This is a genomic window from Porphyromonas sp. COT-290 OH860 (assembly GCF_000768935.1).
Lineage (GTDB): Bacteria > Bacteroidota > Bacteroidia > Bacteroidales > Porphyromonadaceae > Porphyromonas.
Window position 1 is genome coordinate 1 of the sequence record NZ_JRAR01000054.1, and the last position, 20,850, is coordinate 20,850.

15 protein-coding genes and 1 pseudogene are annotated in these 20,850 nt (G+C 50.0%); 5 read left to right on the plus strand and 11 right to left on the minus strand.

What is annotated here, in order from left to right; all coding sequences use genetic code 11:
• The first annotated feature begins 285 nt into the window (after positions 1-285).
• Positions 286-1,713 carry a protoporphyrinogen oxidase gene (gene hemG, locus HQ41_RS05940; RefSeq protein ID WP_044189266.1) on the plus strand — a complete coding sequence of 476 codons (1,428 nt, stop codon included), beginning with the start codon at positions 286-288 and terminating at the stop codon, positions 1,711-1,713.
• A gap of 123 nt (positions 1,714-1,836) precedes the next feature.
• Here the strand turns inward: hemG and infB are convergent, their stop codons facing one another.
• The 6 genes and pseudogenes from infB to HQ41_RS09870 form a co-directional block, all read right to left on the minus strand.
• Positions 1,837-4,593, minus strand: coding sequence for a translation initiation factor IF-2 (gene infB, locus HQ41_RS05945; RefSeq protein WP_369794230.1), 2,757 nt, complete (start codon positions 4,591-4,593; stop codon positions 1,837-1,839).
• A 165-nt stretch (positions 4,594-4,758) separates the two neighbouring features.
• The gene (nusA, locus tag HQ41_RS05950) at positions 4,759-6,075 is read right to left on the minus strand and encodes a transcription termination factor NusA (protein ID WP_044189234.1); all 1,317 of its coding nucleotides are present in this window, start codon (positions 6,073-6,075) and stop codon (positions 4,759-4,761) included.
• A gap of 7 nt (positions 6,076-6,082) precedes the next feature.
• Positions 6,083-6,553, minus strand: coding sequence for a ribosome assembly cofactor RimP (gene rimP, locus HQ41_RS05955; protein ID WP_044189237.1), 471 nt, complete (start codon positions 6,551-6,553; stop codon positions 6,083-6,085).
• 261 nt (positions 6,554-6,814) lie between these two features.
• Positions 6,815-8,695, minus strand: coding sequence for a U32 family peptidase (locus HQ41_RS05960; protein ID WP_044189240.1), 1,881 nt, complete (start codon positions 8,693-8,695; stop codon positions 6,815-6,817).
• Between the two features lie 15 nt (positions 8,696-8,710).
• Entirely contained in the window at positions 8,711-9,364 is a 654-nt protein-coding gene (gene upp / locus HQ41_RS05965) for a uracil phosphoribosyltransferase (protein WP_044189242.1), read from the minus strand.
• A gap of 212 nt (positions 9,365-9,576) precedes the next feature.
• Positions 9,577-9,690: pseudogene (locus HQ41_RS09870) on the minus strand (ISAs1 family transposase); the annotation flags it as partial.
• A 171-nt stretch (positions 9,691-9,861) separates the two neighbouring features.
• Between HQ41_RS09870 and HQ41_RS05970 the strand changes: the two are divergent.
• The 4 genes from HQ41_RS05970 (at position 9,862) to HQ41_RS05985 (ending at position 13,850) form a co-directional block, all read left to right on the plus strand.
• Complete coding sequence (locus HQ41_RS05970) at positions 9,862-10,449, plus strand: cob(I)yrinic acid a,c-diamide adenosyltransferase (protein WP_044189244.1); 588 nt, start codon at positions 9,862-9,864, stop codon at positions 10,447-10,449.
• A complete protein-coding gene (locus tag HQ41_RS05975) occupies positions 10,436-11,938 on the plus strand; it encodes a cobyric acid synthase (RefSeq protein ID WP_044189247.1) in 1,503 nt (500 codons plus the stop codon). Before HQ41_RS05970 ends, HQ41_RS05975 begins: the two co-directional genes overlap by 14 nt.
• The gene (locus HQ41_RS05980; RefSeq protein ID WP_044189250.1) at positions 11,931-12,929 is read left to right on the plus strand and encodes an aminotransferase class I/II-fold pyridoxal phosphate-dependent enzyme; all 999 of its coding nucleotides are present in this window, start codon (positions 11,931-11,933) and stop codon (positions 12,927-12,929) included. The genes HQ41_RS05975 and HQ41_RS05980 overlap by 8 nt, the downstream gene beginning before the upstream one ends.
• Positions 12,930-13,181: 252 nt before the next feature.
• Positions 13,182-13,850, plus strand: a complete 669-nt coding sequence (locus tag HQ41_RS05985; protein WP_044189252.1) for a GDSL-type esterase/lipase family protein — start codon at positions 13,182-13,184, stop codon at positions 13,848-13,850.
• Positions 13,851-13,938: 88 nt separating this feature from the next.
• Here the strand turns inward: HQ41_RS05985 and gcvP are convergent, their stop codons facing one another.
• The 5 genes from gcvP to HQ41_RS06010 form a co-directional block, all read right to left on the minus strand.
• Complete coding sequence (gcvP, locus tag HQ41_RS05990) at positions 13,939-16,812, minus strand: aminomethyl-transferring glycine dehydrogenase (protein ID WP_044189254.1); 2,874 nt, start codon at positions 16,810-16,812, stop codon at positions 13,939-13,941.
• Positions 16,813-16,826: 14 nt separating this feature from the next.
• The gene (locus tag HQ41_RS05995; RefSeq protein ID WP_044189256.1) at positions 16,827-17,477 is read right to left on the minus strand and encodes an MBL fold metallo-hydrolase; all 651 of its coding nucleotides are present in this window, start codon (positions 17,475-17,477) and stop codon (positions 16,827-16,829) included.
• Positions 17,478-17,484: 7 nt separating this feature from the next.
• Positions 17,485-18,105: a 16S rRNA (guanine(527)-N(7))-methyltransferase RsmG gene (rsmG, locus tag HQ41_RS06000; RefSeq protein WP_044189258.1), complete on the minus strand. Its 621-nt coding sequence runs from the start codon at positions 18,103-18,105 to the stop codon at positions 17,485-17,487.
• A gap of 16 nt (positions 18,106-18,121) precedes the next feature.
• Complete coding sequence (locus HQ41_RS06005; protein WP_152567356.1) at positions 18,122-18,952, minus strand: DUF3298 and DUF4163 domain-containing protein; 831 nt, start codon at positions 18,950-18,952, stop codon at positions 18,122-18,124.
• Positions 18,953-19,171: 219 nt separating this feature from the next.
• Positions 19,172-20,281 carry an LOG family protein gene (locus tag HQ41_RS06010; RefSeq protein ID WP_044189264.1) on the minus strand — a complete coding sequence of 370 codons (1,110 nt, stop codon included), beginning with the start codon at positions 20,279-20,281 and terminating at the stop codon, positions 19,172-19,174.
• Positions 20,282-20,850 lie beyond the last annotated feature (569 nt).

A 20,850-nucleotide genomic window follows, 5' to 3' on the forward strand; every position in this document is an offset into this window, starting at 1 on the left:
GTGTCTTGGTGTACTTCTTGTTCAGCAGCGTGCGGATACCTCGCCAATCAACGCAAGCATTGATTTGGCGGAGAAAGGAGTGCTTCATACGGTCGCGAAGAACCTGAGTATATACTTGTAGGAAGCTCGGAGCTGGTTCGGTTGGTTTAGTTGCCATGTCGATACATTTAATTACATATTAAAGATATTAATAATCAGAGATATATACGACGTTTCTAGCCGAAAAGCAGGGCAACCCCTAGGAGATAGTGCTTACAGATGCCCGATGATATGTACATTTGTGCCATGAAACAAATAAATAACTTGGAGTACGCACCCACGGAGCCAACCGAGGTCGTGGACGTCGTGGTAATAGGTGCAGGGCTTACGGGGCTATGTATGGCTCACTGGGCTAGACTAAGAGGGTTAAGTGTGCGAGTTCTGGAGAGTACTGGACGTATCGGAGGTCAGATACAGACGTACAGCCAAAATGGCTTCATCTATGAGAGCGGCCCCAATACTGGGATTATATCCAACTGGCAGACGGCAGAGCTGTTTTCCTCCTTGGGAGATGAAACCCTATTGCAGACGGCCAAACAGAGTGCTAAGCGTCGTCTAATTCTCAGGCAAGGAAGGTTCGTCCCTCTCCCATCTGGCCTAAAATCTGCTATAACGACACCTCTTTTCGCATGGAGGGATAAGCTCAATATCCTAGCAGAGCCCTTCCGCCCAAGAGGGACAGACCCAGATGAGTCAATAGCATCTCTAGTTGAGCGTCGTTTGGGACGGTCTTATCTAACTTACGCTGTCGATCCGTTCATCGGTGGTATCTATGCAGGCGACTCAACTAAGCTGACGACCCGATTTGCTCTTCCTAAGTTGTATGCGCTAGAACAGGAGTATGGCAGTTTCATTCGTGGAGCATTTGCTAAGATGCGTATACCGAAGTCTGAGCTTGATAGGAGTGTGACCAAAGAAGTCTTCTCGGCTCGTGGAGGTTTGTCCAACTTGGTTGGAGCGCTCTCTAGAAGTATCGGTCCAGATCATATTTCGTTGTCCTCCAAAATTAGAGAGGTCTTACCAAGAGATGCCTCTGGACTATGGCATATACACTACGATACGGCCGAAGCATCGGTTGTCGTGCGTAGCCGATGTGTGATCTCTACTGTAGGGACCTATGCTTTAGAGGAACTATTCCCATTCTTGACTAAAAAATCCTTGCAACCTCTCGATGCGATGCGCTATGCGCCTATTGTACAAGTATCGGTAGGGTATAGGTCTTTTGAGGGAACAGACTTTGAGGCCTTTGGTGGGTTGATACCATCTGTCGAGGATAAAGATCTTTTAGGTGTCTTACATCCGTCCGCTTGTTTCACAGGGAGAGCTCCCGAGGGTGGTGCATTGCTCTCTGTTTTCTTAGGAGGTATGCGCTCGCCTAACCTTATTGATCGCTCCGATGAGGAGATTGAGGCTCTCATCAAAGGACGACTAGAGCAGATACTTGGTATTAAGGTAGAGCCAGACCTTCTGCATATCTTTCGGCATAGAAGGGCAATACCCCAATATGAGGCCTCTACGGGGGAGCGATTGGCCATGATTCGTCAAGTAGAAGAGCAGTATCCGGGACTAATCCTTGCGGGCAATATGAGAGATGGTATCGGTATGGCTGACCGCATTGCCCAAGCCTATAATATTATCTATAAGGAATTGGGTGCCCTCATCTCTAGAGTTTAGATCTATCTACACTATGAGTTAAACTTATATCATCTCATATATGAAAGGGCGGTGCATCGAAATAAATCAATGCACCGCTTTTGCTACTTATATCCTAGGACTTTACTAGATCCTAGCAGCCTTCTAGTCAAGTGTCTTTTTGATTTCGATCTCTTCGTAGGCTTCGATGATGTCGCCGACCATGATGTCGTTGTAGCCATCGATGTTTAGACCACAGTCCTGACCCATTACTACTTCCTTGGCATCGTCCTTGAAGCGCTTGAGCGAACCTAGAGCACCAGAGTACTTCACGATACCATCGCGGATAAGGCGGATCTTGTTGGAGCGCTTGATCTTACCCTCAAGTACCATACACCCTGCGATCGTACCAACCTTGGTAATCTTGAAGGTCTGCTGTACCTCGAGGTTAGCCACCACGTTCTCCTTGATCTCTGGTGATAGCATACCCTCCATAGCACTCTTGATATCCTCAATCGTGTCGTAGATGATCGAGTAGGTGCGGATCTCTACGCCCTCGGCTTCAGCCTTACGCTTAGCTGCCTGCATAGGACGAACTTGGAAGCCGATGATGATGGCTGAAGAAGCCGATGCTAGTACCACATCGCTTTCGGAGATTGCTCCTACACCCTTATGGATAACGTTCACTTGAATTTCCTCGGTAGATAGACGAATGAGCGAGTCGCTAAGGGCCTCGATAGAGCCGTCCACGTCACCCTTGATGATGACGTTGAGTTCTTGGAAGTTGCCCAAAGCACGACGACGTGCAAGCTCGTCGAGGGTAAGCCCTTTCTTCGTACGGTTGTCTTGCTCTCGTTTGAGCTGTTCACGCTTGCTGGCAATGCTACGGGCCTCCTGCTCGGTTTCCATGACGTTGAATGTTTCTCCAGCCGTAGGCGCTCCGTCTAGACCTAGCACCAGTACAGGCTCACTTGGTCCAGCCGAATTAACACGCTGATTACGTTCGTTGAACATCGCCTTAACCTTACCAAAGTATGTCCCCGAGAGTACCACATCACCTGTAGAGAGTGTTCCATTCTGTACCATTACTGTAGCCACATAGCCACGACCCTTGTCGAGAGATGACTCGATAATCGAGCCAACAGCACGGCGTTTCGGATTGGCTCGTAGCTCTAGTAGTTCGGCCTCGAGCAGCACTTTTTCTAGTAGCTCCTCGATGTTGAGCCCTTGCTTGGCCGAGATCTCTTGGCACTGATACTTACCGCCCCATTCCTCTACAAGGTAGTTCATCGCAGCGAGCTGCTCACGAATACGGTCTGGGTTGGCACTTGGTTTGTCGATCTTGTTGATCGCAAAAACGATGGGTACACCAGCAGCTGCAGCATGGTTGATAGCTTCCTTGGTCTGAGGCATCACATCGTCGTCGGCCGCTACGATGATAATCGCAATGTCTGTAATCTTCGCACCACGTGCACGCATTGCCGTGAATGCTTCGTGCCCCGGAGTATCTAAGAATGTAATACGTTTGCCACTGGAGAGCTTGAGGCTGTATGCCCCGATATGCTGTGTGATACCACCAGCTTCACCTTCGATGACATTGGTGTTGCGTAGGCGGTCTAGTAGAGAGGTCTTACCATGGTCTACGTGTCCCATTACGGTCACGATAGGCGGACGACTCACTAGATCTTCTTCTCTATCCTCCTCCTCGTCTTGGCTAATAGACTCGACCACATCGGCACTTACGAACTCGGTAGTGAAGCCAAACTCCTCGGCTACGATGTCGATAGTTTCTGCATCAAGACGCATATTGATCGATACCATAAGTCCAAGACTCATGCAAGTACCGATAACCTGAGTGACGGGGACGTCCATCATACTGGCTAGGTCGCTCACGGTCACAAACTCTGTGAGCTTGAGGGTGCGGCTCTCTTGTTCGTCACGCTCTCTTGCCTCCTCGGCAGCGTGGCGAACGGCGGTACGCTTCTCCTTTCTATACTTAGCTCCCTTGGTGGATTGCTTACCACTAGTTAGGCGAGCTAAAGTTTCCTTAACCTGCCTCTGTACGTCCTCGTCCGTTACTATAGGCTTAACTTCGGCCTTCTTTTGCTTCTTTGCCTTGCGTCCGACTTCTTGGTTCTGGGCGTTGGGGCGACCTTGGTTACCTGTATTGCCCATGCCACTGGACTTCTGGTTGCCTTGAGCAGAGCCAGAGCTTTTCTTCTTGCCTTGCCCGTTGGTGCTACCACTTACTTTGGCAGCCTCTGCCTTGACGTCTACGGCATTCTTATTGATCCTTTGGCGTTTCTTACGCTCTTCCTTAGCACGTTCGCTGCGAGATTTCTTGGCAGGACGCATAGAGTCGTTGATCGCCGAGAGATCGATTTTGTCCACGACCTTGAACTGGATATTTACCGAAGGAGTAGATGCACGATAAACATCGCTAGCCTCAGCTGTCGCCTCCTTAGGAGCCTCTACCTGTGGTGCAAGCTCTGGCTTCTTAGGGGCTTCCACCTTTACAGCTTCTACTGTGGGCTTAGGCTCGGGTTTGGGTGCTGGTTTAACCTCTGGCTTGGCTTCTAGTTGGGGCTTAACCTCCTCGGCTGGTTTTGTTTGCTTGACTTCCTCGACCTTGGGAGCCGTGGTTACTTTAGGTTCTGCCGGTGTAGGTTCGCTCTTGGGTTTAGCCATCTCTTTAGGCTTAGCTTCTGCCGTAGCCTTCTTTGCGTCGTTGATATTGCCAACGATCTTGAGCTGAGGCTTGAGGTCACTGGGTACTTTCGTTTCTACCTCTTGCTTCTTCTTCTCCTTGTCGGCAGTCGTCTTGTTCTCTGTGGCATCGGCCTTCTTGGGCTCTGCCATCAGCTCTTGGCGGATCTGCTCGATCTTGTCCTTGCTAAGGCCCTTGCCATATTCGCTGATCATTTGATCCACGATGTCTATCCCGACACGTGTATTTGGGTTGGGGCTCTCTACAAGTCCTTTCTTCTCTATGGAACTACTGATGGAGGCGACACCGACGCTCAACTTGCGAGCAAGGTCTATAAGTTTTATCTCTTTAGGCATATTCTCTTGTCTTCTAGGTTAGTATTACGCCTCTGGAGTTTCTTCCGATGCGCCTTCTTCTTCGTCCTCTGTATTGTTGAGATCTTCATCGCCGAACTCACTTCTTAGTACTTGTAGCACGTGGTCGATCGTAGCTTCTTCTAGGTCGATGCTTGCGATGAGCTCCTCTCTGCTCTTCTTCAAGACAGACTTGGCTGTGGTGTAGCCATAGGTCTTGAATAGATCGATTACCCAGCTGTCGATTTCGTCATCGAACTCATCTAGGTAGATATCCTCCTCACCAGTTTCACCGTCACGGAATACCTCGATCTTGTAGCCTGTCAGCAGAGATGCTAGCTTGAGGTTCGATGCATTCTTACCGATAGCCAATGGCACCTCTTCGGGACGCATGTAGACCTCTGCTTGGCGATCCTCAGGATCGTCGCTAAGCGTGATAGCGGATATCTTGGCAGGGCTGAGAGCACGCTGAATAAAGAGGAGTGTATTGGAGGTATAGGTCGTAACGTCGATATTCTCTCCACGTAGCTCACGCACGATACCCCTGATACGAGAACCATTCACGCCTACGCAAGCGCCCACTGGGTCGATGCGATCGTCGTAGCTCTCCACTGCGATCTTGGCACGCTCTCCCGGTACACGAGCCACTGCTCGCAACGTGATTAGTCCGTCTGCGATCTCGGGGACGTTCAGCTCGAGCAGACGCTTGAGGAACTCTCCGCTCACACGAGAGAGTATAACCTTGGGGTTGTTATTTTCATTTTCTACACGCTCGATCACGGCACGCACGGTTTCTCCTTTGCGGAAGAAATCTCCGGGGATCTGCTCGCTCTTGGGCAGGAGCAGCTCGTTGCCCTCGTCGTCCAATAGCAGAGCTTCGCGCTTCCATACTTGATAGACCTCGGCAGTGATGAGCTGACCGATGCGATCCTTGAACTTGTTGTAGAAGTTGTCTTTTTGTAGGTCTAGTATCTTGCTTGCTAGTGCTTGGCGCAGATTAATCACCGCACGGCGACCAAAGGCCGAGAAGTCTACAGCCTCCGTTACCTCTTCTCCTACCTCACAGTGAGGGTCTACGAGTTGGGCATCTTTGAGAGCAATTTCTCGAGCAGCATCTATTACCTCTCCATTGTTCACGACACGGCGAGTGCGCCAGATCTCGAAGTCACCTCTCTCGGGGTTGATGATCACCGTGCAGTTCTCGTCTGTACCATAAATCTTAGATAGCACGTTGCGGAAGGAATCCTCCAGCACGTTGATCATCGTTTCCTTGTTGATGTTTTTGAGGTCTTTGAACTCAGCCAGCGAGTCGATCATGCTCACTGTTTCTTTCTTTTTTGCCATTGGGATCTTATATTTTTATTATTCTTTTCGTCTGTAAAATCTCTTCCATCGATATGCTGAGCTCTTGCTCTACATCTTGCTTACGCTTAGCTCCCTCGGGCTTGATGCGGCGTACAACTTGTAGACCGATAGCCTCAGCGGTAGCAGAGAGCAGTACACCCTTCTCCTTGACGCCACCACGACACAGCACCTCGACTTCTTCGCCGATGGCAGCTTCGTACTGGCGTAGCACTTTGAATGGGGAGGTGAGTCCAGCCGAACCGACCTCAAGCTCGTAGTCCTCCACTTCTCTATCCAGATTGCTCTCTATGTGTTTGGTAATGCGCACACAGTCATCGATGCCAACTCCTTCGTCCGAGCCGAGCTCTACGACGATTCTATTCCCCGGATGGACAGCAATATCTACGAGGTACAACTCTGGGAGTTCGCTCTCTAGATACTGGCTGACGATTGTTTCTACTACTTGCTTGTCGATCATAAGACTAAACTATTATAAATCATCTTAATGAAAATGGAGGAAGCCTTGCGCCTCCTCCATTCCCAACTACACGCAAAGGTAGTAATAATTATCTCTGCGACCAAAACCAATGAAAGCTACACCCAAATTTGAGCCTAATCTCTCGCCTCCAAGATACGCCAGATGTAAGGCGCTCGGACTGAGACCTAGGACGAAGCTCCAAGTCCTGACCAGTTAGGCAAACCAACCGCCAAGACGCACAGCTTCGCCTTGTGTTTAGCTCTAGTCTTTATATAGGAACATCTGGCATTTGACGCAGTCGAAACTCAGACGCAGTCGCTGCCCTCTCTGGCAGAGGTAGAGCGGCTCAGAGTAGGGTAGAGGCTTACCTTGCTCTCGTGTGCAATAGCCTAGATAGTGTCTGATGCAGTGTTTGGTACACATCAACTCTGCTCCTGCGACAGGCGTCAGCTCGTATGCTGCTTGCTGCTGTTCATAGCCTAGCTCTTGGTAGTGCTCTCTAGCAAGCCGATTGGATATATTGGCTTTGTAGTCAGCCAAGAGCCGAGGTCGTGGTGGTAGAGTGCTGCGATCTAGATGTTTCATCGCCAGTGTACGTGCACTACGATCTGGGCGTCGGTGCAGCGTCACAGCTCGTAGTAGAGCTTGGGTCGTCATACGCCTTAGCTCACCGAGTATAGATAGAGGTACGAAAGGCGCCTGACCCGAGAAGTCTACTATGCTCTCCTCGGCTACGAAGATGCTATCTCCAAGTTTGCTTATCTCGCTACGCAGACGCTCTTGGTCAAACTTCTTGGCAGGCTCAAGTTCTAGAGCCGTGCTTCTACTCACTCTAAGTCGAGGCATATCGATTAGCCACATCTCTAGTAGAAGCCCCCACGAGAGTTGGGATAATCTGATGCCCACAGGTAAGCGCCTTGAAGCAGAGGGGCTACTCAGTAGGCGCTCGAAAGCCTGATCCTGATTGCGGAAGACACGACTGCCTCGTGGAATGTCGATCGGTCGAGCTGGCTGAAATGCCCCAGATCCGAGAGCACGATTAACATTGACCCCGCCGACTTCCCCGTGAGGGGTGATGTAGAGTAGGCCATCTCCGTTGCTCAGATGCGTAGTGTCGGAGAGCTGATAGACACCCTTGCTACTGCGGGTGAGGGTGCCCAAGTACTCGCCTTGGCTCTTGGGTGAATATGGGTTGATAATGGTATCATTGTGCCTCTGAGGTGTGGCTAGGTGTAGCTGATACTGCGTAAAGCCTCTATTGAAGCTCTTGTATGGGTTGGGCGTAAACTCATAGGTGTGCCGCCCGAGCGATGCCCGTCGGTATAGCTCGGGGTGCTGAGCGATAATACTATCGAGTCTCTGGCGGTAGTGGGCTGTGATGTTTTTGACGTAGCTGATCCCCTTGAGTCGCCCCTCTATCTTGAGCGACGATGCCCCTGCTGCCAATAGCTCCTCTAGTATCTCCGCTCTATTGAGGTCCATGGGCGAGAGTAGATGCTCTTGGCTACGTATGACTTGCCCTTGGCTATCTACGAGATCGTAGGATAGGCGACACTGCTGCGAGCACGCCCCTCTATTAGCCGAGCGTTTGGTTTCCTCCTCCGACAGATAGCATCGCCCACTGTAGCTCACGCATAGGGCCCCGTGTACGAATACCTCTAGTGGGCGGCTAACGGCTGCGTAGATACGTCTTACTTGCTCTACATTGAGCTCACGGGCCAGTACGATTTGTTCAAACCCAAGCCCCTCTAGATGTAGTGCGTCTTCTACCTCTGTTGTGTCGCACTGGGTGCTGGCATGCAGTGGTATAGGGGGGAGATTCATTTTGGTTACGCCCATATCTTGTACGATGAGGGCATCTGCTCCAGCACGCCAAATATCCCAAATAAGGGACTCTACCTCGCTTAGCTCATGGTCATATAAGATCGTATTGAGTGCTACATAGATCCGCACGCCATAGAGATGAGCCTCTTGGGTCAGGCAACGAAGATCCTCGAGTGGCACCCCTGCGGCCGATCGAGCACCAAATTTTGGGGCACCAATGTAGACAGCATCAGCGCCATGCTGTATAGCGGCCCGGGCTGTCTCGAGGTCTTTGGCTGGAGCAAGGAGCTCGATCGGGCGAGGAGATTCGATAGGCATCTTGGATACTGGGCCTTATAGCTTCTCTCCATAGGCAAGGTCGCCAGCATCGCCTAGTCCGGGTACGATGTAGGCCATCTCATTGAGCTTGGGATCTATGGCTGCTACCCATAGATGTACGTTAGCCTCTGGGAATTTGCTCTGCAAATAGTCTACGGCCTCTTGACTTGCGATGATCGATACGAGGTGGATTTCCGTTGGAGTGCCCTTGGTTAGAAGTGCACGGAAGGCTAGCTCCATCGAGCTACCTGTGGCTAGCATAGGATCTACAAGGATGAGTGTCTTGCCCTCTAGGCTAGGGGAAGCGATATACTCGATGAAGATATCGAAGTTGAGGCGATCTTTGTGCTTGCGGTATGCCGATACGAAAGCATTTTCGGCTCGATCGAAGTAGCTGAGGAAGCCTTGATGGAAGGAGAGGCCGGCACGCAGAATAGTCCCTAGTACTATCTGATCCTCAATGAACGCACACTCAGCTACCCCTAGGGGTGTGCGAACGGGACGAAGACTATAGTTGAGTTTTTTGCTGATTTCGTATGCCATGATCTCGCCAACTCTCTCGATGTTGCGGCGGAAGCGTAGAGGGTCGTGCTGTATCTCCACATCTCTCATCTCTGCAACAAAGCGGCTAAGCAGAGAATGCTCTTCAATAAGGTGTCTTACTTGCATAATAATAGTATGTATATCTCTACAAAGGTAAGCAAACTCTTACAGAGCTTGTCGCTCGAGACAATCAATGCAGGGCAACCGCATCAAAATATAAGCTACTGATTATCAATATCCTTTTTTCTGACAATAGAAATTGAGAGCAGTTAAGTTCAAAGATGATGTTGATAATCAATATGTTAAGTGTATAGCCAAAATTTGATGCGGTTGCCCTGAGAGAGGGTTGACGTGAAGACGATAAGTAGGATAAAGTCCAAGGGATGGAGTTTGCATCGATCCATACGAGGATCCTCTACAAGAGATAGAGTGGAAAAGAGATGAGTGAGCATACGACTAAGTTCGGATGAATGTAAAAGAATTCACGAAAATAGCAAGACATTTTTAATGCGTCACCCCTGTGATTGAGCTGGGTCCCCGATATTATGCAGAGTTTTTGGAGTAACTTTGTCTGTCAAGTTGTCAATCGGACAACGAACCTAAGAAATATAAGACTTATTTTGATGGCAAGAATAGTAACTAAAACTGGAGATAAAGGGACGACTGGTATCTTCGCAGGGGAGCGGGTGGCCAAGGACGATATACGCATCGAAGCCAATGGCACGATGGATGAGCTCAATGCCCACTTGGGGCTTATCAGATCGATGATCGACAGCTCAGAGGAGCGGCACACCTTCATCGGCAAACTACAGATGAATATCATGCAGATGATGAGCCTAATTGCCACACCCTATGACCGAAGGTGTGAAAATCCTAATAGCTTCGACCCCGATTGGCTGACTGAATTGGAGGAAGAGGTACAGAGATTAATGCACGAAACGCCCAACAATGGCTTCTTCATCCTCCCCGGAGGTACGCCACTCTCTGCCCAGATGCAGTTAGCACGGACGGTCTGCCGTAGAGCCGAGCGTAGACTCTGGACGCTAAACGGGCAGGATCCCCTCCCCGAGGGGCTAATCCCTTGGGTCAATAGGCTCAGCGATTATCTATTCGTTCTAGCTAAGTGGGAGATGAACCACCAAGACTGGCCAGAGGATGTATGGCAGTCTTTTGCCTATAAACGTAAGAAGAAAACAGATGAAAGTAAGTAATCGCCCCCTGCGCCCCCTAATGTTTGTGGGGACTGGTAGTGATGTAGGCAAGAGCATCATCGCTACTGGTCTGTGCAGAATACTATTGCAAGACGGCTATCAGCCTGCCCCTTTTAAGGCGCAGAATATGGCACTCAACTCATTCGCCACCCCCGAGGGGCTAGAGCTTGGGCGCGCCCAAGCCGTTCAAGCAGAGGCGGCAGGTATCTCGCCCCATACGGATATGAATCCCGTACTGCTGAAGCCCAGTAGCGATAGGCGCAGCCAGATCGTACTCAACGGCCGAGCGATCGGCGACCAAGATGCCTACGAGTACTTCCGCACGGTCGGTAGAGGCGAATTGAGGGGCGAAGTGCATGCAGCCTTCGATCGGCTCTCGGCACGGTATAACCCAATCGTGATGGAGGGAGCAGGCAGCATCTCGGAGCTAAACCTACAGAAGTCCGATCTCGTCAATATGTCTATGGCCGAATATGCCGACGCTACTGTGATCTTGGTCGCTGACATCGACCGTGGAGGTGTATTCGCATCGGTCTACGGCTCTATCATGCTCCAGAAACCGGACAACCGCAAGCTCATCAAGGGTATTCTGATCAATAAATTCAGAGGTGATATTCGCCTATTCGACGAGGGCAAACGTATGCTGGAGGAGCTATGTGGCGTGCCCGTAGTAGGCATAGTCCCCTACTATACGGATATACATATCGAGGAGGAAGACTCTGTAGCTCTAGGCAAAAGACACAGACAGAGCCTACAGGGCAAAGTCAATATTGCAGTGGTACTACTGCGCTACATTTCCAACTATACAGACTTTGCACGCCTAGAGCAGGATCCTCGAGTGCATCTATTCTATACAAATAATGTAGACGAACTAGCCGAAGCCGACATCATCATACTACCGGGGAGCAAAAGTACCCTAGCAGACCTCTACGAGCTTAGACGCAATGGCGTCGCCCAAGCCGTAATCTCAGCCCAGCGCGCAGGTAAAACCGTGCTAGGCATCTGTGGTGGCTACCAAATGATGGGTATGGAAGTGCTGGATCCCGAGGGCGTGGAGGGCGAACTACCACGTCTGCCGGGTCTGGGACTACTACCTACCTCAACCACAATGGCGGGGGATAAGATCACGAAGCAGGTTGGCTTCCGCTTCGTCGGGGGTGAGGGCGACTGCATCGGCTACGAGATACACATGGGGCGCACCGTACCTATCGACGGAGCAGTAGCCTCTCCTCTAGCCAGACTGCACGATGGACGTACCGACGGATATAGGCGTGACGACAGATGTATGGGCACTTATCTGCACGGCATCCTAGACAATCCGCCCTTCGTAGACTACTTATTAGCTCCATTCGCCGACAGACTAAGCGGAAAGACCGAGGCCGTAGACTACGATACCTACAAGAATGAACAATACGATCGCTTGGCAGATCACCTACGCAAGCATCTGAACATCGATCTTATCTATCAAATGATGCAAACTAATGGTTAATGGACACGGGGACGATCTACACAAGTATCCCCACGTCAAAGCTAACTTTAGCTCAAACGTCTATTCGGATACCGACAATCGCCCCTTGCTACAGCACCTAGAGCAGTGTATCCCCTCCGTCCTAGGTTCATATCCCGAGCCAGAGCCCTATACGCTACAGGCGGAACTCGCACAGCATCTAGGACTATCGCCCGATGAAGTACTCGTAACTAATGGGGCAACGGAGGCGATTTACCTCATCGCTCAAGCCTTCCCTAGCACTAGGACGAGCTTTGTCGAGCCTACATTCTGCGAGTATCGAGATGCCTCTCTCATCATGGGGCATAGCATCGTGGATTTTGATGCTCGCTTAATCGGGTCACTCCAGATGCTCTGGCTCTGTAGCCCCAATAACCCAACGGGGCAGATCGTAGAGAAAGAGGCGGACTGGATTAGGGAGTACCCCAATACACTCTTCGTCATCGACAGGAGCTACGAATACTTCAGCCAAAAGAATCTGACGGACGAACTACGTACGCACAATGCCATCTACATTCATTCTCTCACTAAGCGCTATCGAATACCGGGGCTTCGCTTAGGATACATCACGGGGCACACGGAAACGCTTGAGCGGATCAGAGCCGTCAGACAACCGTGGTCTGTGAATGCTTTAGCCATTGAGGCGGGGCGATGGATCGTGCATAATCGATTGCCCGAAACAATAGATCGAACCAGACTATGGGAAGAAACCGATCGACTGGCACGTGCTATTAGTTTAATAGAAGGGTACGAAGTCACTCGAACTGATACGCACTTTATGTTAATTCGCACACCTCACAGAGCCAATCTGCTAAAGAAGTGGCTAGCTCGGCAGCACCATTTGCTCGTAAGAGATGCGTCCAACTTCCACACGCTAACGCCTAACCATATCCGAATAGCTACTCAAACCCGAGAGGAGAATGATTGCTTAATTCGGGGACTAAGGGCTTATCAGGGTAAAGCTCTGGGTTGAGATAGCCTGCGCTCCAAGAGGAGACCGTTGCACGACATTTTGTCTCTTTTCGGTTAGATTCATTTTATATACATCTGATTATTAACATCTTTAATATACAATTAACTGTATCAACACGTCCACAAATGGAGAAAATGCCGTGCAACGGTTTCATAAGACGATTTAGCCGTGTCCAAGGACATATTTATCTCGATTACGCTCTATGGCAGCTAGAATTTATGTACCTTCGTCCTAACTTAAAACAAGCTAAAGATGAAGAAATTACTTTGCTACTGCTTAGCCCTAGCTCTACTGGGAGGTAATGTACTGGCCGCACAGAGGGTCCAAACTAAGCACTCGCACTACTACGAGCAACGAGTGAGCCACTTCCGCTCCTTACCTGTGAAGAACAAATGTATTCTCTTCCTTGGTGATAGCATCACAGATGGTGCTGAGTGGGGAGAGCTACTCTCGAGAAAAGATATTCTCAATCGTGGCATCAGTGGCGACACCTCTGCTGGCGTACTAGATAGAATTGATGAGGTCGTACGGCACCAACCCAAGAAGCTATTCATACTCATTGGTGTCAATGATATCGCCAAAGGAGTCGGTGCAGATATTGTCTGCCAAAATATTTTCTCCATACTGCAGTATGTCCGAGAGCACTCTCCCAAAACTCAGATCTATGTGCAGAGCATACTGCCCGTGAATGATCGCTTTACGAAGTTTGCCACATTGATGCAGAAGGCTTCGCTCATACCACTAATCAACAAGGTACTAGAGAATAATGCCGAGCGCTATCAGTACACATATATTGATCTATACACCCGCATGGCAGATGGTGCGGGGAAGCTGAGGGAAGAGTTTACCAACGACGGGCTACACTTGCTACAACCCGGCTATAAGCATTGGGCTGAAGTAATCCGTAAGTATCTCAAGTAAGACTCTAATCTTCGAAAATCGAAATAAAGCGAGAGGCTACCGCTGCTGGAATACAGAGCGGTAGCCTCTCGTTTTGTCTAGTCCAAGGCTATTCGGCCGATGGAGCAATGCAACAACAGAAAGCTGGGATTAGATTTCTATCCCCAAAGCCATTATCGATACGAGCTACATTGATCCAGAACTTATTATCCTTGAGGTATGGTAGTGGATAGGCTGCCTTACTACGGCTATAGCTATGCGTCCATTCGTCCGCTACGACCTCGTATTCTGGGTGTGGAGCATTCTTGAGCACATTGTCCTCTGCATCCACTTTGCCTTCCTTCACTTCTTGGATCTCCTCCCAGATCTTGAGCATTACCTCTAAGAATCGGTCGATTTCCTGCTTGCTCTCACTCTCGGTAGGCTCAATCATCAGAGTACCATGCACGGGGAAAGACAAGGTAGGTGCATGATAGCCATAATCCATCAAGCGCTTGGCGATATCGCTCTCATCTACACCTGTAGTTTCACGTAGCTTACGGCAATCCAAAATCAGCTCATGACCTACACGACCCGTAGCCCCCGTATAGACGATACCATAGGTATCCTTGAGGCAGGTAGCCATATAGTTCGCACTAAGGATAGCCGTACGAGTAGCTTTCTCTAGGCCTGATGTGCCAAGTAGGCGAATGTATGCATAGCTCACTACATCGACACCAGCACTACCATAGGGAGAGGCAGCCACGACATTGTCATGCACTCCAATCTCCTGCCACTGACTATGCGTAGGCAGATAAGGCTCTAGAGCTCGTGTAGCACAAATAGGACCACTACCGGGACCACCACCTCCGTGAGGGATAGCAAAGGTCTTGTGCAAATTGAGGTGGCACACATCGGCACCAATGAAACCGGGATTAGTCAAACCAACCTGAGCATTCATATTGGCTCCGTCCATATACACCATAGCACCACAGTCGTGAATACGCTTACATAGGTCAATGATATTTGTTTCGAAGATACCGTGGGTACTTGGGTAAGTAATCATCATAGCCGCCAGATGGTCACGATGCTCCTCGCTCTTCTTCATAAAGTCCTCCCAGTCCACATTACCACGTTCGTCCGATGCGACTACAACACACTCGTATCCACATTGGGATGCACTGGCAGGGTTAGTGCCGTGTGCCGAGGCTGGTAGTAGCACCTTGTTGCGGTGTCCCTGACCATTAGCTTCGTGATACGAACGGATAGCACGTAGACCTGCGTATTCCCCTGCTGCACCAGAGTTCGGCTGTAGAGATACGGCTGGCAAACCTGTGATTATCCCTAGAAGTCCCTTGAGATTCTCGAGCATCTCCATCGTTCCCTCAACCTGATCGGCTGGAGCGTATGGGTGTACATTGCAGAAAGCAGGGTTGCTCAGCGGAAGCACTTCGCTAGCGGCATTGAGCTTCATGGTACATGAGCCGAGAGAGATCATCGAGTGAATGAGCGAAATATCCTTACGCTCTAGACGCTTGATGTAGCGCATCATCTCTGTTTCTGTATGATACTTATTGAACACCTCGTAAGTAAGGAACTGTGAGGAGCGCAAGAACTTACGGTCTACGGCAATGCTATGCTCGGAGTACTCGCCATCGTAGTTGCTCTCCTTGCCAATAGCCTCGCCGAGGATGTAGCATAGCACGCCCAGATCTGATGGGAGGGTCGTTTCGTCTAGGCTGAGCATCACCCCCCCTGTATGAGGGTAATAGAAATTAACCCTACACTCCTCGGCGATGCTACGCACCTTCTCGACACTAACGCCCTCTGGTAGCTCTACGAAGAGCGTATCGAAGTAGTTGCTATGGCGTACCACATAGCCAAGATCCTTTAGGCGAGCTGCGATATAGCTTGCGAACGAATGCACACGGCGAGCAATATGCTTGAGCCCCTCTGGCCCATGGTAAACAGCATAGAAACTACTCATCGTGGCAAGCAGAGCCTGAGCTGTACAGATATTACTTGTAGCCTTCTCTCTCTTGATGTGCTGCTCTCTGGTCTGCAGAGCCAAGCGGTAGGCGTCCTTACCCATGCGGTCTTTACTCATACCGATGATACGGCCGGGCAAAGTGCGCTTGTACTCCATGCGACAAGCGATATATCCTGCCGATGGGCCACCGAAATACATAGGTACACCAAAGCGCTGAGCCGAGCCGAAGACAACATCTGCCCCCCACTCTCCCGGAGGCGTCAGTAGGACAAGGCTGAGCAGATCTGCCGCTACTGCTACCTTGGCATCGGCTGCGGTAGCTCGTGCTACGAAGTCGGCATAGTCACAGACCTCTCCCTCGGCGTTGGGGAACTGTACAATCGCCCCAAAGACAGCCTCTGTGAACTCAAACGTACGGTAGTCCCCTACGACGACCTCCAAGCCCTGAGGAATAGCACGTGTGAAGATCACGTTGCGTGTAGACTCAAACACCTGCTCGTCCACAAAAAGCACATTGGCTTTAGCTTTGGCCTTGGGTTTACTGCGCTCATTGTAGAGGAGCAATGCAGCCTCAGCCCCCGCAGTAGCCTCATCGAGTAGTGAGCAGTTGCTTAGTGGCAGCCCAGTCAAGTCCGTGATGACGCTCTGGAAGTTGAATAGCGCCTCAAGACGCCCCTGAGAGATCTCGGCCTGATAAGGTGTGTAGGAGGTGTACCAGACGGGATTCTCAAGTACGTTGCGTAGTACCACGGGGGGCGTTACGCAGTCGTACCAGCCACGACCGATGTAGGAGGTAAAGACCTCATTCTTGGAGGCGAGGTCTGCGATATGCTCGGCAAACTCACGCTCGGTCATAGCCTCTGGGAGATCGAGAGCATGTGGGAGGCGAATGTTGGCAGGCAACGTGCCAGCAATCAGCTCGTCGATGGACTTAACGCCGATCTTCTGGAGCATCTGTGTGGCTTCGAGCTCACTAATCCCAACATGTCTGAGAGAGAAGTCGTTTGTGTTCATTGTTTTTTTTAGGATTATTTGAAGTAGGGGTTATAATTGGCTTCGTGTCCAATCGAAGTACCATCTCCATGTCCAGTGTAGACAATGGTCTCGGCTGGTAGAGTAAGCATATTGGCACGAATGCTGTTGATCAAATTGTTGTAGCTACCGCCCCAAAGATCCGTACGACCAATGTCCTCGTAGAAAAGCGTGTCGCCTGCAATCACGAAGCCTGCCTCTGCACAGTAAAACACAACGTGGCCGGGCGAGTGCCCCGGCACATCGAGTACTTGTAGGGTGGTATGCCCAAAGGTAAGTCTATCTCCATGTGAGATGGGGCTATATAGATCGGCAGGTAAATCTTCGTACTTGATGTTTAGCCCAAAGAGTCTAGCCTGCTCGCTAGGGCGTGGCTGGTCGGTAAGCTCTCGAGGGTGGCAGTAGGCCCTCATCTCTGGCCACTGCTTCATAGCCCAAGCGTTGCCCCAAGCGTGGTCAAAGTGCAGGTGCGTATTGAGTAGTAGCTTGGGGGTGAGGCCATGGGTCTGGCAGTACTGAGCCAGTATGCTCTCCTCTCGAGCATCCATACAGCCACAGTCTACGATTGCAGCCTCTCCTGTCGCATCGTATAGGAGATACGTATTCTCCTGAACGGTATTGAATGTAAAGACTTTAATTCTCGTCATAGGTTGATTATAGAGGTAGATAGACTACCTTCTTCGTCTTGAAGTATTCTTCGTCGAAGGTCGGATACAGATCATGTACCTCGACGATGTTTTTGTATTTGCGTATCTCGCTCTGTAGCTCACCCCCCTTGAGGCAGATCAGCCCATTGGGCATACCATTGCGCTGCTCATGATGCACAAGACGGCGAACCATCGGCTCTAGTTCATCGAGGCGCATCACTGCCCTACTGACTACGAAGTCGAACTGCTCCTTGATTTGCTCACCTCGGCCATGCAAGGTGCGGACATTCTCGAGTCCAAGGGCTTCGGCTACGGCTGTCGCGACCTTGATTTTTTTGCCAATGCTATCCACTAGTAGAAACTCTACCTCGGGGAACATAATAGCCAAAGGGATACCGGGGAAGCCACCACCACAGCCAAAGTCAAGTACCCGAGTTCCGGGCTTGAAGCGTATCATCTGTACGATGCCAAGCGAATGCAAGACATGATGTGGGTAGAGCTGGTCAATATCCTTACGCGAAATCACATTAATCTGAGCATTCCAATGGCGGTAGAGCTCGTCAAGTCGAGCATACCGATCTTGCTGCTCATCGGTTAGGTTGGGGAAATATCTGTCAATAATTGTCATAAACCATATCTAAGTCTTATACGTACGCCTCCAAAATACTCCCAGAGCGTAGGATAGAGCTAAGCAAATCGTATGGGATCTGCACGATAATCTGCCCCATAGAATAGGGAGCTATCTCGTATGTATTGTAGCAGTAGATCATCTCCGCATCTGTGAGGTAGAAGTTGCCATTGGCCGATATGTCGCTCACTGAGAAGAATCCCTCCTGCTCCAACTCTTCGTCCGAGGAAACATTGTACTGATGCATCAGCCTCTGCCGAATAATTTGGTCAAGGGCATCTTCGTAGCCCTCGACAAACAAGTCTGTTTCGCTCAAAGATCTACCCGTGGCTCGATCCAAGCAAATATGAGCCGTACCATAGTACCCATGGGCTCCTCCAGCATAGGTGTACTGCGACATCGTCACGGACACTAGGTACTTGTCTTGATAGACGAACTCATTGCTCTGTCTAAACTCCCACGGAATACGTTCGCTATCTACCTCTTGCAGCGAATCGACTGGCTGTGCCTCTATCATAAAGTCCTCTCGCACCTGATCACGATATACCTTAACAAGTTCTCGAGGAGAGGTAAGCCCAGCCACTAAATCACTAGAAAAAATCTGACGAGCCAAAGCATTGGCCAATAGAGTATCTCCCAGTGGATAAACATATTGAAGCGAGAATCGCATACTTGATCCCAGACTATCGTCCCCTGCAAGAAAAACCTCTTGGCTGACGATAGTATCTAGCTGTAGCAACTCATTGCTCACTCTAGAGGAAGCCCTGTCGGTACACGAGGGTAACGACAGAGTACTCGCCAGACCTAAGCCTACAAGCGAGGAGGTGATCAACTTCTTTATTTGCATTGTTTCTGTACCTAAGTGAACTCCCTGTGTAGGGAGATGTAACTTGTTGAGCAAATATACAAAAAAATGGAACACCTAGTCAAACCATATAGACGACATCAATAACCCTCACTTAAAGAACTATTATCATCTATACATCAACACTTTAAGGCACACACTCCTCTACCCGAAGTATTCCTCAAGGGGAGGTAGCTAGCCCCCTACTCCGCTCCCTCCAAGCTACACGACGCAGCTCTGAGCAAAACGCTCCAGCTCGGCAATAACCTCTTCATTGTCATCTGTTATCGAGAGGATTATATGATTGAGTTTTCCAGAGGTTGAGAGCTCCTCGATGAGAGGATAGATAGGCTTGTTCTCCGTCCAATAGGCTTTGTCTAAGAAAATCATTGGACTAGCTATACCGTAGCTGATGTAGTGATTCTGTGCGAGGTCTTGGAATATCTCCTGCATCGTGCCAGCACTCCCCGGCGAATAAATAACACCCCCTCTGGCTACTGCCAGCAGGCCCTCCTCTCTGATGCTATTGGCAAAGTATTTGGCTATCTGAGTTGCGAAGGGAGTTGCCAACTCATGCCCATAGTGCCAAGTGGGTATGCCTAGGCTATCGTACCCGAGCCTAGGGAAACGCTCCATGACCTCAAAGGCTGTCTTGAGCCAGTGCTCATCATCATACTTTGGAGCCACCGAGAGTATCGCCAACGCCTCGTCTAGTGCCTCCGGGCTACGGCCTGCCATCCATGCCCCTAGGTGAGTAGCCTCCATAGCACCGGGGCCACCACCCGATAGCATCAGGTATCCTCGCTCGGTGAGCAGACTAGATAGCTGGGCAATCTGGCGAAACATCGGAGAGGTTCTACTCAGCCCATGCCCACCCATGATGGCTACGACTTGATGCGGCGGGTAGGAGGCTAGTAGCTTGGAGAGGTTCTCCGATATGGAGTGGTCGTGCAGGGTCTGTGAGAGGGAGTCTAGTAGCGACTGGCGCTTGGTTGAGGCAATATAGTAGTCGTAGACAGCTTTGTCGTAGCAGGCGGCGTATGAGTCAGGGTTATATCGATCATACCCCTCATAGAGCGAGAGCCCAGTGTATAGACTCTGCGGATAGGTCTTGTAAGGGACATCGAGCGAGGGGAAAATATGGTTATGCTCATACAGATGAAGCATCAAGCTCGGCGACATCTTGCACCCAAGGAATAGACAATCTTGCCAGTCTATAGCAAGCATCTCTCGCTCGATCGTCGTCAAATCGAGGCCTTGGAAAGCCACAGAGCTCACAGACTCACTTTTAAGGAGATCTCTAAGCTCAGTTAGGTTTTCGTATAGTTTCATTTACGTTGGTAGTTTGTATCTCTATAGCTCAAAGATACCTAATTGGTTTCATTAGTCTACCTTACCCCTGTATCTATCGCAGTCCGATAAATATCTCGAAGGATTAAGATTTATATTTTCGCACATATTTCAGAATGTTGGTGGGCAACTGCTCTCCCACTTGGGACAAAAGTAGTAAACCTCGTATTTGCCCCCTAGCAGGCTCCAGACGGTGCTCTGCCTTGTTTGGGGACTACCCCCCAGCTCAACCCAAAGATCCGCTCTGAGAGCGTCTTGCGCAAGTTAATATAAATCAGATAAATACAAACGATCAATTAGCGATTTAGTGTCTATCTAGCATAATCTAAAGGTTTTCTTCCCACCAATTGAGACCATTGCACGGTATTTTGCCTCTTTTCGGTTAGACATATTGCATATATCCCTGATTATTACTATTTTCAGTATGTAATTAAATGTGTCGACATGGCAACTAAACCAACCGAACCAGCTCCGAGCTTCCTACAAGTATATACTCAGGTTCGTCGCGACCGGATGAAGCACTCCTTTCTCCGCCAAATCAATGCTTGCGT